The 13,741-nt window shown below is 65.8% G+C and carries 13 protein-coding genes; 12 read left to right on the forward strand and 1 reads right to left on the reverse strand.

The window, feature by feature from the left end; genetic code table 11:
- The first annotated feature begins 478 nt into the window (after positions 1 to 478).
- From E6C72_RS20360 to E6C72_RS20400, 9 genes are all read left to right on the forward strand, one after another.
- Positions 479 to 1,642, forward strand: coding sequence for an MFS transporter (locus tag E6C72_RS20360; protein ID WP_109865002.1), 1,164 nt, complete (start codon positions 479 to 481; stop codon positions 1,640 to 1,642).
- Between the two features lie 32 nt (positions 1,643 to 1,674).
- Complete coding sequence (locus E6C72_RS20365) at positions 1,675 to 2,331, forward strand: glutathione S-transferase family protein (protein WP_109865003.1); 657 nt, start codon at positions 1,675 to 1,677, stop codon at positions 2,329 to 2,331.
- Positions 2,332 to 2,430: 99 nt separating this feature from the next.
- Positions 2,431 to 3,360 carry a transporter gene (locus E6C72_RS20370; protein WP_109865004.1) on the forward strand — a complete coding sequence of 310 codons (930 nt, stop codon included), beginning with the start codon at positions 2,431 to 2,433 and terminating at the stop codon, positions 3,358 to 3,360.
- Positions 3,361 to 3,404: 44 nt separating this feature from the next.
- Positions 3,405 to 3,845 (forward strand): heme-binding protein, encoded by a 441-nt coding sequence (locus E6C72_RS20375; protein WP_109865005.1) that lies wholly within the window; start codon positions 3,405 to 3,407, stop codon positions 3,843 to 3,845.
- Positions 3,811 to 4,884, forward strand: coding sequence for an amidohydrolase family protein (locus E6C72_RS20380; protein ID WP_199228975.1), 1,074 nt, complete (start codon positions 3,811 to 3,813; stop codon positions 4,882 to 4,884). Before E6C72_RS20375 ends, E6C72_RS20380 begins: the two co-directional genes overlap by 35 nt.
- Positions 4,881 to 5,789, forward strand: a complete 909-nt coding sequence (locus E6C72_RS20385; protein ID WP_109865007.1) for a VOC family protein — start codon at positions 4,881 to 4,883, stop codon at positions 5,787 to 5,789. Before E6C72_RS20380 ends, E6C72_RS20385 begins: the two co-directional genes overlap by 4 nt.
- A 48-nt stretch (positions 5,790 to 5,837) precedes the next feature.
- Positions 5,838 to 6,710: a fumarylacetoacetate hydrolase family protein gene (locus E6C72_RS20390; protein WP_136700815.1), complete on the forward strand. Its 873-nt coding sequence runs from the start codon at positions 5,838 to 5,840 to the stop codon at positions 6,708 to 6,710.
- Positions 6,707 to 8,296: a bifunctional 3-(3-hydroxy-phenyl)propionate/3-hydroxycinnamic acid hydroxylase gene (locus E6C72_RS20395; RefSeq protein ID WP_109086989.1), complete on the forward strand. Its 1,590-nt coding sequence runs from the start codon at positions 6,707 to 6,709 to the stop codon at positions 8,294 to 8,296. Before E6C72_RS20390 ends, E6C72_RS20395 begins: the two co-directional genes overlap by 4 nt.
- 66 nt (positions 8,297 to 8,362) lie before the next feature.
- Positions 8,363 to 9,712 (forward strand): methyl-accepting chemotaxis protein, encoded by a 1,350-nt coding sequence (locus tag E6C72_RS20400; RefSeq protein WP_109086990.1) that lies wholly within the window; start codon positions 8,363 to 8,365, stop codon positions 9,710 to 9,712.
- 546 nt (positions 9,713 to 10,258) lie between these two features.
- Here the strand turns inward: E6C72_RS20400 and E6C72_RS20405 are convergent.
- Positions 10,259 to 10,969 carry a GntR family transcriptional regulator gene (locus tag E6C72_RS20405; protein ID WP_169055250.1) on the reverse strand — a complete coding sequence of 237 codons (711 nt, stop codon included), beginning with the start codon at positions 10,967 to 10,969 and terminating at the stop codon, positions 10,259 to 10,261.
- A gap of 330 nt (positions 10,970 to 11,299) precedes the next feature.
- On the opposite strand from E6C72_RS20405, the gene E6C72_RS20410 reads away from it, so the two are divergent.
- The 3 genes from E6C72_RS20410 (at position 11,300) to E6C72_RS20420 (ending at position 13,740) form a co-directional block, all read left to right on the forward strand.
- Complete coding sequence (locus tag E6C72_RS20410) at positions 11,300 to 11,887, forward strand: amino acid synthesis family protein (RefSeq protein ID WP_109087039.1); 588 nt, start codon at positions 11,300 to 11,302, stop codon at positions 11,885 to 11,887.
- 40 nt (positions 11,888 to 11,927) lie between these two features.
- Entirely contained in the window at positions 11,928 to 12,749 is an 822-nt protein-coding gene (locus tag E6C72_RS20415) for an alpha/beta fold hydrolase (protein ID WP_247875834.1), read from the forward strand.
- 61 nt (positions 12,750 to 12,810) lie between these two features.
- On the forward strand, positions 12,811 to 13,740 hold the full coding sequence (locus E6C72_RS20420) for a flavin reductase (RefSeq protein WP_109086992.1): 930 nt from the start codon (positions 12,811 to 12,813) through the stop codon (positions 13,738 to 13,740).
- Position 13,741 lies beyond the last annotated feature (1 nt).

Consider the following 13,741-nt stretch of genomic DNA (forward strand, 5'->3'; position numbering starts at 1 on the left):
GAAGCATGATGCGGAGCGCCGGACGCCCGCCACCTCGACTCCACAATGGCCCAACAGCCATGGAGCCTGCCACCTCCAAGCGTCGGTGAAAAGGTGGGTGTGCGTCTGGTTCCGTCAGCCAGACGGCGACCGCCGATGGCGGCCCCGATCCGGCGGCCAGCCATCGGATGGCCAACCTTTCGGACGGCCACCGTTCGGATAGACGGAGAGCAACGCTTCGCGTCCCCGGCGCAGGCAATGCGCTTCTTCACGATTTCCAGCCAAACCAACCTTGCTCGACCACACCGCCAATCGGCCTTTCCGCCAATCGGCCGCTGCCGAACCGGCGAGGCCTATTTCCGTCGCCCCGTCGTTCCGAAGGGCGCGAGAGGGGAGATTCACGCACATGCACACATCGGAAGCCGCGACATTGCCGCACCTCCCCGACAAAGCAGGCCCCGACAAAGCCGGGAAATCGGCAGGCGCCTTGGGTTATCCATTGAGCGGCAGCCTGGCGCTGATCATCTGCAATGTCGGCGGCATGGTCGACCTGGTGGCGCTGCCGCTCTGGGTCGGTTCGCTGATGCAGAGCCGAAATCTTGATGCCCAGCAGGCCGGCATGCTGGTAACCGCCTACATCCTGGGCGTTTTCGGCGGAAGCCTGACGGTATCACGTCGCCTCGGCACCATAAACAACCGGCTGACGGCGACCGTGGGCTTCCTGCTGGGGGCTGCATCCTTCTTCGGCCTGATGGCCGTCGACGGGTTGGCCGCCATGGCCGCCCTGCATCTCGCCGCCGGGATCGGGGCCGGATGGGGGCTGTCGATGACCCACGGCGCGATGGCCCGCAGCCTGAACCCCCATCGGTTCTTCGGGCTGGGCAACCTGGGCACGGCCGTGTTCGCCATCCTGTTCTTCGCCACGGTGCCGGCAGCCCTGGAAACCCAGGGAGTGAGGGCGCTGTTCCTGGTCCTTGGCGGATTGCAGACGGTGGCCGCGATCGCTGCGGCCCTGGCCTTTCCCAGCCATGGCGCCGCCCCTGCCACAAGCGGGGAGGATGGCATGACCAGCGGAAGCACGGCGCCGGTCGCGCCGCTGTCCGTCCGGATGCTGGTGTTCCTGGGTGTCGCCTGTCTGGCCACCACCCAGGCCATGATCTTCGGCTTCATCGAGCGCATCGGTGTCGCCCATGGCTTCGGCGGGGACCGGATCGGCCTCGTTCTGCTGGTCAGCGGCTTCGTCAACCTGACGGCGCCGCTGGTGGCGGCGATGCTCGAACGGCGCCTGTCGCATCTGGCGGTCTCGGTCTGCGCCGTGCCGCTGCATGCGGCCTGCGGCGCGGCGGCGGTGCTGATGCCCGATTTCCTGCCTTATGCCGTCTGCGCCATCGCCTTCGTGTGGCTGGTCATCTTCGGCCACATCTTCATCTTCGCCCTGATCGCGACCCTGGACCCGAGCGGCCGGACCGCGGCATCGACGCCGGCCATGCTGATGGTCGGGGCCGCCATCGGTCCGATCCTGGGCGGCACCCTCGCCAACGGCTTCGGATACGACAGCCTGGCCCTGGCGGGGTGCGTGCTGGGCGCGCTGGGCGGCGCCTGCCTTGCGCTGATCGCCCGGCTTCGCCCCGTTCCCCCCGGAAACGTCTGCAAAAACCCATAAGAAAACCCATAAGAAAACAAGGAAACGATCTGATGCTGACCCTCTATGGAGCGCCCGCGTCGCGCGCCCACCGCGTGATGTGGATGCTGAAGGAACTGGACATTCCCTTCCATCATGAACCGACCGATTTCCTGCATGGCGGTACCCGCAGCCCGGAGTTCCTGCGGATCAATCCCAACGGACGGGTGCCGGTGCTGGTCGATGACGGACGGGCGATCTTCGAATCCCTGGCGATCAACCTCTATCTGGCCCGCAAATTCGGCGGAGGGCTGGCCCCGGCCGATCTGTGGGAGGAGGGGCAGGCGACCCAGTGGAGCTTCTGGGCGGTGACCGAGGTGGAAAAGCCGCTGCTGCTGGCGGCCTGCAACCGCTTCCTGTTCCCCGAACCGGACCGCGATCCGGTGGAGTTCCAGCAGATGATCGCCCGGCTCGACCGTCCCTTCCGTGTGCTGGAATCCCATCTCGCCCAGCGGGCCTATGTGCTGGGCGACAGGTTCACTGTGGCCGACCTCAACATCGCCGCCCTGATGTCCCTGGTGCCGCTGGCGGGCATCGGGATCGGCGACTACCCGCACATGGAAGCCTGGCTGGGGGGCTGTCTGGAACGTCCGGCGGCGGCCGACTGGAAGCCGATCCGCTTCACGGTCCCGCGCCCCCCGGCTGAACGCATGCTGGTCAGCTTCGTCTGACCCGTCGCGGGGCGCCACCCCCGCCACGCCGCACCACCAAGAAGAATGGCCGCACTCAACGACGGCCGATGATCGATTTCAAGGGAAGGAGACCCCCCGATGCTGAAATGCCAAATGCGGAAATGGTTGAAGGCTGCTCTTGTCAGCCTGACGATGTTGTCCGCCGGATCGGCCTGGGCGACCGAGAATTATCAATGGTCCAGCCCCACCGGCATTCTATTCTTCGGTTCCGGCATGCTGCCGCCGTCGACGCCGGGGGGAACCTTCGGACTGCGTTCGGTCTTCGCCTACAATTCCGCCCTCTACAATCAGTCCGGGCACAAGGTCGACAACAATTTCGGCCAGTTCGTGAACGTCACCACCCCCTCCTACATCCGGATGACGGACATCGAGATCCTGGGGGCGAAATGGGGGTTCCTGATCGCCCAGCCGATCATGACCTTCAACGGCGGCTTCGACGTTCACACGCCCCGGGGCACGATGGGGCTGCATGACGCCAAGACCGGCTTCGCCGACACAACGATCGAGCCGTTCCTGCTGCAATGGCATTTCGACGATGTGTTCGTGAACACCGGCGTTGCGATCCAGCCTCCCGTCGGCTCCTATTCCAGCCATACGCTGTTCAATCCGGGGAACAACTACTGGACCTTCGGCCCGCATGCGGCGGTGACCTACATCTCGCCGTCGGGCTTCGAGGCCTCGTCGATGGTCCGGGTTGATTTCAACACCACCAACCCGACCACCCATTACCACACTGGCACGGAACTGAAGATCGAGGCGGCACTGGGCCAGCATTTCGGTGATCTCACTGTCGGTCCGGTCGGGGTGCTCTATCAGCAGATCCAGGATGACAGTGCGGCCAGCCTGACCTCCACCGTCCGGTCGCGCGTCTATTCCGCCGGTCTCAGCGTCAACTTCATGCGCCGCGGCTTCCCGTTCACGCTTCAGGGAACCCTGCTCCAGGATTTCGGTGCCGAAAGCCACACGCAAGGCACGAGCCTGGCCCTGCGCGGCGGGTGGACCTTCTAAGGGACCCAAAACCCCGACAACAGCATTTTCCATGGGAGAAACCGATGACGGACTCGCTGCCAACCAGCCTGACACTCGATCTTGCCAACCGGATCATCGCGGAAGCGCTCGCCCAGTCGCGGCGTCTGGGCTACCGGGCGATGGCGGTGGCGGTGCTGGATGAGGCCGGACATGTCAAAGCGATCCAAAGGGAGGATGGCGCCAGCATGTTCCGTGTCGACATCGCCATCGGCAAAGCCTGGGCGTCGGTGGGCATGGGGGCGTCGAGCCGCCTTCTTGGGCAGCGCGCGGCGGACAACCCGAACTTCTTCGTCTCCCTGGCCGCCACGGCGCAGGGCCGCTTCCTGCCGCAGACCGGCGCGGTTCTGATCAAGCATCCCGACGGACGCATTCTCGGGGCGGCCGGCGCCAGCGGCGGCACCGGTGACGAGGACGAGGAAATCTGCATCCATGGCATCGAAGCCGCCGGACTGTGCCATGGCTGAGCTGGCCGCACCCTGTTCATGCCACGCCGGCGGCGGCATCGACGTCCACGCCCATGTCGTGCCGGAGCATTTTCCTGCCTATCTGGGCAGCCGGGTGCCGGCGCACTGGCCGTCGATGGCCGCCGCGCACGCCTGCCACCGTCATGTGATGATCGACGGCGGGATTTACCGCACCGTGTCGGACCGCTGTTGGGATGTCGGCAAGCGGATCGCCGACCTCAAGCAGATGGGCGTCACCCTGCAGGCTGTCTCGCCGATGCCGGAACTGCTGTCCTACTGGCTGGACCCGCGGGATGCCCATCAACTGCTGCGGTACATCAACGAGCAGATCGCCGACATGGTGTCACGCGCCGACGGCGTCCTGATCGGACTGGGCGCGGTTCCGTTGCAGGACATCGACCTTGCCATCGCGGAGCTGGAGCATGCGGTGGCCCGGCTGGGCTTCGTCGGGGTGGAGATCGGCAGCAACGTGAACGGCGTTCCAATCGGCGACCCGCGGTTCGATCCCTTCTTCGAGGCCTGCGAGGCCCTGGGTGCGGCGGTGTTCGTCCATGCCGTCCGTCCGACCGGGATGGACCGGCTGGTCGGACCCGCAGCGTTGCAGCAGGTGCTGGCCTATCCCAGCGATGTCGGCCTTGCCGCGGCGTCGGTGCTGACCGCCGGATTGCTCGACCGGCACCCCGCTCTGCGCATCGCCTTCAGCCATGGCGGCGGGACGCTCGCATCGCTGCTGCCCCGGCTGGAGAGGGCGCGGCAGGTGTTTCCGGCCCTGCGTGACAGCCTTCACACATCCCCCGCGGAACAGGCCCGCAAGCTGTTCTTCGACACCCTTGTCTTCGATGCGGCGACTCTCCGCCATCTGACCGGACTGTTCGGCGCGTCGCAACTGATGGTCGGGACCGACCATCCCTTCAATTTCCAGGATTCCACCCCGTTGGCCAGTCTGGACGACGCCGGCTTCGACGCGGACACGCTGGCGCTGCTGCGTCATCGCAATGCCGAGCGCTTTCTGGGTCTCGCTCAAAGGACATTCCCATGACATCACCTTTCGTCGCCGCGCTGCGCAGCGTGGCGCTGAACGTGCCCGATCCCGACCTTGCGGCGGGGTTCTATACCGAGGTGTGGAACCTCGCCGTGGCGGACCGGCGGGACGGTGCGGTCTATCTGCGCGGCAGCGGCCCGGCCCATCATCTCCTGGCCCTGCACCTGGGAGACCGGGCGGAAATCCGCAACGTCACCTTCCGGGCACGCAGCGCCGACGTCCTGCCTGTGCTGGCCGACCGGACGGTCGGGGCCGGTGGGCGCGTCCTTCAACCGGCGGCGCCGGTCACCGAACCGGGAGGCGGCATGGCCCTGACCATCGCCGACCAGGACGGGCGCATCTTCCGCTTCGTCCATGGTGACACGGAGCATGCCGCTGATGGGACCGCTGTTCCCGATCGTCCGGTCCGTCTTGCCCATGTGGTGCTCAACAGCCACGACGTTTCGCGGTCCCAGGACTTTTTCGAGCGCGCCCTCGGCTTCACGCTGTCCGACCGCACGCGGATGATGGCCTTTCTGCGCTGCGACAGCGACCACCATTGCGTTGCCTTCGGCGATTCGGACCGCGACAGCCTGAACCACATCGCCTTTCTGATGCCCGACCTTGATTCCGTGATGAGGGGAGGAGGGCGCATGAAGGACGCCGGCTATCCGGTCGGATGGGGGCCGGGCCGTCACGGGCCGGGCAACAACGCCTTCAATTACTTCGTCGGCCCGTTCGGTGTGGTCATCGAATACACGGCCGAGGTGCTCCAGGTCGACGACAGCTACCCCACCGGCGGGCCGGAGGATTGGACCTGGCCGCCGGGACGGATCGACCAATGGGGCATCGGCCAGCCGCCGACGCCGGCGATCAAGGAGGCCCAGCAGGCGATCCGTTTCATGCCGCCCGCCGCCTTCTGACCGGCCGCCGCCACGTCTTCTCCCAACTCCGACAGAGAACCTCTCACCATGAAATTCGTTTCCTTCCGATCCGCCACGACCACTCGGATTGGCGTTCTCGACGGCGACGCCGTGATCGACTTGAACGCCTTGCGGCCGGACATCCCCGCCGATCTGACCAAAGCGCTGGCCTCCGGGGCCGATCTTGTGGCGGCGGGAGAGGCCGCGCTGGCGTCGGACGCTCGCCGCATCGCGGCCTCGGGCCTGAAACTCGCGCCGGTGGTCCCCCGTCCCGGCAAGATCGTCTGTCTCGGCCTCAATTATTTCGATCATGCCAAGGAGGGCGGCCGGGAGAAGCCCGACTATCCCTGGTTCTTCCTGCGTGGCGCCACATCGCTGATCGCCGCCGACGAGCCGGGAATCCGTCCGCGGGTGTCGGAAAAGCTCGATTACGAAGCCGAACTCGCGGTGGTCATCGGCAAGTCCGGCCGCCATGTCCCGGTGGACCGGGCGCTGGAGCTTGTGTTCGGCTACGCCTGTTTCAACGACATCTCGGTGCGCGATTACCAGAAGCGGACCCCGCAATGGACGATCGGCAAGAATTTCGACGGAACCGGCGCCTTCGGCCCACATCTCGTCACCGCCGACGAACTGCCGCCGGGCGCGGCCGGCCTGCGGATCCAGTGCCGGCTGAACGGTGAGGTGATGCAGGACGCCAACACCGCATCGATGATCTGGGGTGTGGCGGAAACCATCGCGATTTTGACCGAATGCCTGACGCTCGAACCCGGCGACGTGATCGTCATGGGCACGCCGGCCGGCGTCGGCTTTGCGCGGAACCCGCCGGTCTGGATGCGCGACGGCGACCGCGTCGAGGTCGAGATCGACGGTATCGGGCTGCTGGCCACCACCATCCGTGACGAACAGGAGCCGGCCCGATGAGTGGAGGTCATGCAAGCGCGGTTTACGACGTCGCCATCGTCGGCTTCGGCCCCTCCGGAGCGGTGGCGGCCAACCTGCTGGGCCAGTATGGTCTGACGGTCTTCGTCTGCGACCGCCAGCGCGAGGTCTACGACAAGCCGCGGGCGATCGCGCTGGACCACGAGATCATGCGCGTGTTCCAGCAGATCGGGGTCGCCGACGCGGTGTCGGCCTGGGCGGCCCCCTTCACGCCGTCGGAATATTACGGCGTCGACGGCGATCTCATCAAACGCTTCACAATGGTCGATCCGCCCTATCCCCTGGCCCATCCCCCGTCGCTGGTGTTCACCCAGCCGCCGGTGGAGGCGATCCTGCGCGAGGCGGCGCGGAACCGGAAGACGGTGGAGGTCGCTCTCGGCTGCGAACTGACCGATCTCCATCAGGATGGCGATCGGCCCGAAGAGCCGGTGACGCTGGACCTGACCGGTGACGACGGCACCGCCCACCGGGTGCGGGCACGCTATGTGATCGCCTGCGACGGTGCCTCCAGCACGGCGCGCCGGCTTGTCGGGATCGACCTGGAGGATCTGATCTTCGACGAACCGTGGCTGGTCGTCGACGTGCTGGTCAACGAGCAGGGGCTGGCGAAGCTGCCGCCCGTCAGCGTCCAGTATTGCGAACCGCAACGGCCCTGCACCTACGTGATCGGCCCGAAGAATCATCGGCGTTGGGAAATCTCGCTTCTGCCCGGCGAGGATCCCAGGGAGATGGCGACCGAGACGGCGACCTGGGAGCTGCTGTCACGCTGGCTGACGCCCGAGGACGGCCAGCTCTGGAGACAGGCCAGCTACCGGTTCCATGCGCTCGTGGCGCGGGACTGGCGGCGCGGGCGGGTCTTCGTGGCCGGCGATGCGGCGCACCAGCAGCCGCCCTTTCTCGGGCAGGGCATGTGCCAGGGAGTGCGGGACGTCGCCAATCTGGCCTGGAAGCTGCGCGCCGTCCTGGCCGGGCAGGCCGACGACCGGCTGCTCGACAGTTATGGCATCGAACGCAGCCATCACGTCCGGCGTCTGACCGGACGGCTCAAGGAGATCGGCGCCCTCATCTGTGAACGCGACGTTGCGAAGGCCCGCGAACGGGATGCCCACCTGATCGCCGCCAGCGGCGGCACGATCCGCAGCGAGCCGCGGCAGAACATCCAGCCGGCGCTGGAAGGCGGGCTGATATCGCCGGATGCCCACCCAGCGAACGGGACGCTTTTTCCGCAGCCATGGATCGTCGCTGGTCCTGAGCCGGTCCGGATGGACGATCTTTGCGGCAGCGGCTGGCGGATCGTGTTCGATGCCCAGATCTTGCCGCCTCCGAAACTTCCGGCAGCCGCGATCGAGCGCCTTGCGCCGCGTGTCGTCGGCATTCTGGCCGACCGGGATTCCGGTCCGCCGCAGGATGCCCTGCAGGAGGCGGACGGTGTGGTGGTGGGTTGGTTCCGCCGGCACGGCTGTGTCGCCGCGATCATACGTCCGGACCATTACGTCTACGGCGTGGCCGCGACCGCGGATGATCTGCTGCGGCAGGTGAACGGCCTTCCGGCACGGATTCACGGCTGACGGGCGCCGGTCGATGGACCGGAGAGGCGCCTCGTCCCCGTGACGTGATCCCGATCGAGCGAGACCATGGAACACCCTGAAAGACACACGGACCACCGCCTGGAGGCACGGGCGAAAGCCTTGGGACTAACCGATCGCCACCGGGCGCTTTTGCGGGAGTTCGGTAAACCTTTCGGAGGGCAGGTCGACCGCATCGTCGATCAGATGGTCAGGGGACTGGCGCCGGCCGTCCCGTCGGCGGCGATGGGGGAGTTTCCCGCCGCCGCCGACCGGATCCGGGACTGCCAGCGGACTTCCTTCATCCGCATGTGGTCGGGGGATGTGTTGAATTCGTGGCTGGACGACAGTCATGACGGCATATTGGCGGCGTTGCGGCGTCTGGAACTCGACCCTTTCCTCTACACCACGGACGCCTACACCGGTGCCCTGAACGCCATTGGCGCCTTCGGGATGGAGCTTTTCCGCCGTCGGACCGAGAAACAGACCCTGCTGGTGCAGGTTCTGAACATCTACTCCACGATCGACCGCGGCGCGATCGTCCGTCGCTACGGCGATCGGCTGAAGCTGGACGTTACGCAGCAGACCCGTTCGCTGGCCGACGGGCTGGAGGCCACCACCCTGCGCATGATCGGTTCGTTGGGTGGTGCGGTGGACACTTTGTCGGATTTCGCCGGGGCTTTGCATCGTCGCACCGAAAGCACGGTCACCGAAGCCGCGGGTGTGGAGGCCGTCTCCCGCGAAGCCCACGAGGGCGCCGACGAGTGTGCGCGGATGGTCCAGGCATTGTCGGAGACCATTCGGGACATTGGCGGGAAGGCCGGGCTCGTCGATTCTGCTGTCGACGACGTGCTGGGGGCTGCGCGCTCGGCCGGCGCGGCGACGGACATCCTGATGGAGAATCTCGGGGAAATCAGCAGCGCGGTGAACGCCATTCGGGCTGTTGCGACCCAGACGAATGTTCTGGCGCTGAACGCCGCCATCGAAGCATCGCGGTCCGGGGCTGCGGGACGTGGATTTGCCGTCGTGGCGTCGGAGGTCAAGGCATTGGCCGGCCAGACCGCCTTCACGACGGACCGCATCGCCCAGGTGATTGCGACAATCAACGATCAGACGCGGAGAACGGGCACCGCCGTCCGGTCCGTCGTTGACATGGTCGACGGCGCTCGACTGGCGGCGGCCTCGATCGCCACGGCTGTGGAGGAACAATCGGCCGTCGTACGGGGGATCTCGGCAAATCTGGACCGGGCTGCTGAGTCAAGCAGGCACGTCTTCAAGGCTGCCGCGAACATTGGCGCGATGGTCCGGTCTACCGATGAGGACGTCAGCAGGCTTCAGGAGTGCATCGTCCGCCTGAAGGACGACAGTGCGGATCTCGAAACCAAAACCTCAGTGCTGCTGGAGCGGATACGCGCATGATCCCGCCCCGGATTGGTGGTTCTTGGGCACTCTGAGGTGATGTGGTGGACGGCCCTTCAACCTTCTGGGATCGGTGGCAAGCTGACGCCGTCGAATAAACCAGCTCAGTGGAGCCGTCCACACATGGCGAAGCCGCTTGAGGGACATATCAGGGAATATGGGCCTTGCGTCATGACCACTCAGTTCTGCCGCCTCTCCATGGCCGTTTGAACGGGTGCAGATCAAGATGCCGCGACGAAGCCTTACGATGCGTTTTGTAAAGGCCAAATCCTGCCCCCGCACCCAAATCAGAAAAGCCTGCCGAGCAAACGCTCGGCAGGCTTCCTATTGTCGATAATTTTGCATTCGGGATGGTTTTGGGACAATGTCGTGGAAGCGCCAGGATGGAAACGCCGAGGTGAATTGGGCAAGGAAACATGCGCTGGAGGCAATCAGGCTCCGTTCCTTGTGCGTAACGGCGGATGCAGGTTCACTCGTGTCCAGATCATCGCGCTCCTTGTAAGGACCGGCCTTTTGGCGGGGATACACGTCGCTGGCGGCGGGTTTTCAGGATGGGAAAGTCATGGCCTTGTCCATCGGGATTTCCTGGCGCAGCACCTGAAGCGCGATCGCTCCGGCTTCCTTGACATGCGCCAGACAGGTCGCCTCCGCTTGGTCGGCATCGCGTGCACGCAGGGCGGCGAGAATACGTTCCAACTCCGTCGGGCCGTTCTTGTTGCGGCCGGTTGAACTGATCGTCATCGCCCGCAGGTAGGTTATGCGCGCGTTCAGCGTCTGGACGATGTCCCAGGCGACGTCTTTCCCGCCGCTGAGGAACATGATCTCGTAAAAGCGCGTGGTGGCGTCCAGGACCTGTTTGATGTCGTGCTGCTCATAGCCTCGTCGGATGTCCTGCAAGGCTGCGTCGAGGCTTGCGAAGTCCTGGTCCGATGCGCTCTCGGCGCAGGCCCGCGCCGCCGACCCTTCCAGGATCGAACGCAGTTCGTAGATTTGCCGTGCGGTCGAATCCGTCAGGCGGGCGACCATCGGACCCTGATGCGGAATATTCTCGACCAGCCCCTCCGTTTCGAGATGCCGCAGAACCTCACGGACGACGGTCCTGCTGACGCCCAACTGCTCGACCAGCGCACGCTCGACCAGACGGTCGCCCGGCTTGAACTGCATGCTGACAATGGCGTCCCGCAGCTTTTCAAGGGCAAGGGTGCGTAGCGTCCGGATTTCGCGGTCAACTTTAAGGGACGGCGATCCATCGCTCATTGGGTTGTTCTCTCGTCTGTCCAACCACGCTGCATAACACGGAATCCACCCTTCATTCAAAGATGGCCGAAGCGGTTCAGGCCGTGATCGCATTTCGGTATACCATAATACCATATTATGGAAATGCAAGGGTTGTCGGGTCAGGCCGGCCGCTCTTTCCCTGCACCTTTCGTGGTTCGGAACCCTTCGGAAGAGCAGTCCGAACGGCAGAAGCTTCGGCTCCCTGATGATTCGCAAATCCAGCTTGATCCGCACCGCCGTATGATGGTATACCATAATACGAGATGACGAGGATCTATGCCTGACGCTCAGGCTTTCATGGAGACCGACATGGTTTTGGAGCTTCGAAAGACCGTCCTTTATGTGGAAGACACGCTGATCGAAGGCGGGCGCAAAGCCGAGAAGCCCTTCACGCTGATCGCGGCGGCGGCCGTTCTGAAGAACCCATGGGCCGGTCGCGGGTACGTTGAAGATCTGAAGCCGGAAATCCATGCGATCGCCCCGGTGCTGGGCGAGCTCCTGACGGCACAGATTCTGAAGGCGGCCGGCGGCGGCGAGGCGGTGGAAGGCTATGGCAAGGCGGCGGTCGTCGGCACGTCGGGCGAACTGGAGCACGCCTCGGCCCTGATCCACACCCTACGGTTCGGCAACCACTACCGTAACGCCGTCGGGGCGAAGAGCTATCTCAGCTTCACCAACACGCGGGGCGGCGCCAACTGCCCGGTCGTCATTCCGCTGATGCACAAGTATGACGAGGGGATGCGCTCGCACTACCTGACCATTCAGTTCTCGATCCTCGACGCTCCGGCCCCCGACGAGGTGGTGGTGGCGCTCGGCGCATCGATCGGCGGCCGTCCGCATCACCGGATCGGTGACCGCTATCAGGACCTCAAGGATCTCGGCGGCACCAATGCCTGACCCGGGTCGGGAGAGGGGGACCGTCGCGACGGCGGCCCCCATGGCGGCGAACTCCCCGATGGCCGGAGTGACCGCCTACCGCGACGTTTGGCAGGGGGATGGGCAGGGGGAAGGGCGGGGTGCACCCCTGGTCTTCATCCACGGAGTCGGCCTGTGCAAGGAGGTGTGGGAGCCTCAGATCGCCGCCTTCGCCGGCACCCGCCGGGTCATCGTCTATGATATGCTGGGCCATGGCGCCAGCGGCCTGGAGGCGGTCGACGGCGGGCTGGATGCTTTCGTCGCCCAGTTGGCCCGGCTGCTCGACGATCTTGGCATCGATGCAGCCGACATCGTCGGCCATTCTATGGGCGCGCTGGTCGCGCTAGGCTTCGCCGTCGCCCATCCCGAACGGGTCCGCCGGCTGGTCGCGCTGAACGCCGTCTATGACCGCACCGACGAACAGCGAACCGCCGTGCTCGCCCGCGCCGCCGAGATCGACCGGGTCGGTCCGCACAGCGCCGCCGATCGGGCGCTCGGCCGCTGGTTCGGCGATGCGCCGGCTCCCGATCTGGTTCCGAAGGTCGAAATGGTGCGGGATTGGCTGGAGAACGCCGATCCGGTCGGCTACGCCCGCGCCTACCGCATCTTCGCATCGGGCGATCGTGCCCATGTCGGGCGGCTCGCCACACTGACCATGCCCGTCCTCTATCTGACGGGCGATCTCGACCTGAATTCATCCCCTGCCATGTCGCGACGCATGGCGATGGAAACGCCGAACGGACACGCGCTCTCGCTGTCCGACGAACGTCACATGATGGCGCTGGTGTCGCCGGATCGGGTCAACGCCGTGCTGCGCGATTTCCTCGACGCCGCCGCGGTCTGACCAAGCGAAAAGCCCGACACGCATTGAGGCGCCCAACACGCCAGAGGAGGACAGCCTGCCCATGGACAGCATCGACGTTCGCGAACTGCGCAATGTGCTCGGCGCCTTCGCCACCGGCGTGACGGTCGTCACCACCATCGACGGTGAGGGCCAGCCGCGTGGTTTCACTGCGAACTCCTTCACCTCCGTGTCGCTGGACCCGCCGCTGGTGCTGGTCTGCCTCGCCAAGACCGCCGCGACCCGGCCCGTGTTCGAGGCCGCGGCCGGATACGCCGTCAATATCCTGGCGGAAGACCAGCGCGACGTGTCGCGGACCTTCGCGTCCAAGGTCGAGGACCGGTTCGCGACGGTGGATTGGCGGCCCGGCCCGGCCGGGAACCCGGTCTTCGCCGGAACCTCCGCCTGGCTCGACTGCTCGATGCACCAGACGGTGGATGCCGGCGACCATGTGATCCTGATCGGCCGTGTGCGCGGCTGCGGCCATGCCCCCGTGAACCCGCTTGGCTATTGCCGGGGCGCCTATGTCACCTTCGGCCTTGAGCAGAAGGCGATGGAGGCGCGTGGCCGGCAGACGCTGGTGGGCGCGATCCTGGAACGGGACGGTGAAATCCTGCTGGTCGAGACCGCCAATGGCGGTTTCGCCCTGCCGACCGCCGAGACGCTGGGCAAGCCGGGCCGTTCCGACGGGCTGCTGCATCGGCTGGCGGGGCTGGGCGCCGCCGCCGATCTCAGTTTCCTGTTCGCCGTCTTCGACGAGGACAATGACCGCCGGGTATCGATCTATTACCGCGGCAAGCTGCTGGACGGGCCGTCGATGGGGCAGGGGGCGCGACTGGTTGCCTTCGACGGGATCCCCTGGGCGACGCTGCCCAGCGACGCGGTGCGCAGCATGCTGCAACGCTATGTCGCCGAACGGCGCGAGGACGAGTTCGGCGTCTATGTCGGGGACGAGGTGTCGGGAACCGTCCAACCCCTGTCGCGCGCCGTCTGAC

Source organism: Azospirillum sp. TSH100 (genome assembly GCF_004923295.1).
Classification (GTDB): Bacteria; Pseudomonadota; Alphaproteobacteria; order Azospirillales; family Azospirillaceae; genus Azospirillum.

Bases quoted from the DNA above. Each gene is read 5' to 3' on its own strand.
- E6C72_RS20415 (WP_247875834.1), top strand. From the start codon at position 11,928: ATGGCGGCGAACTCCCCGATGGCCGGAGTGACCGCCTACCGCGACGTT.
- E6C72_RS20365 (WP_109865003.1), top strand. From the start codon at position 1,675: ATGCTGACCCTCTATGGAGCGCCCGCGTCGCGCGCCCACCGCGTGATG.
- E6C72_RS20370 (WP_109865004.1), top strand. From the start codon at position 2,431: ATGCTGAAATGCCAAATGCGGAAATGGTTGAAGGCTGCTCTTGTCAGC.
- E6C72_RS20395 (WP_109086989.1), top strand. From the start codon at position 6,707: ATGAGTGGAGGTCATGCAAGCGCGGTTTACGACGTCGCCATCGTCGGC.
- E6C72_RS20390 (WP_136700815.1), top strand. From the start codon at position 5,838: ATGAAATTCGTTTCCTTCCGATCCGCCACGACCACTCGGATTGGCGTT.
- E6C72_RS20375 (WP_109865005.1), top strand. From the start codon at position 3,405: ATGACGGACTCGCTGCCAACCAGCCTGACACTCGATCTTGCCAACCGG.
- E6C72_RS20405 (WP_169055250.1), bottom strand. From the start codon at position 10,969: ATGAGCGATGGATCGCCGTCCCTTAAAGTTGACCGCGAAATCCGGACG.
- E6C72_RS20385 (WP_109865007.1), top strand. From the start codon at position 4,881: ATGACATCACCTTTCGTCGCCGCGCTGCGCAGCGTGGCGCTGAACGTG.
- E6C72_RS20380 (WP_199228975.1), top strand. From the start codon at position 3,811: ATGGCATCGAAGCCGCCGGACTGTGCCATGGCTGAGCTGGCCGCACCC.
- E6C72_RS20420 (WP_109086992.1), top strand. From the start codon at position 12,811: ATGGACAGCATCGACGTTCGCGAACTGCGCAATGTGCTCGGCGCCTTC.
- E6C72_RS20400 (WP_109086990.1), top strand. From the start codon at position 8,363: ATGGAACACCCTGAAAGACACACGGACCACCGCCTGGAGGCACGGGCG.
- E6C72_RS20410 (WP_109087039.1), top strand. From the start codon at position 11,300: ATGGTTTTGGAGCTTCGAAAGACCGTCCTTTATGTGGAAGACACGCTG.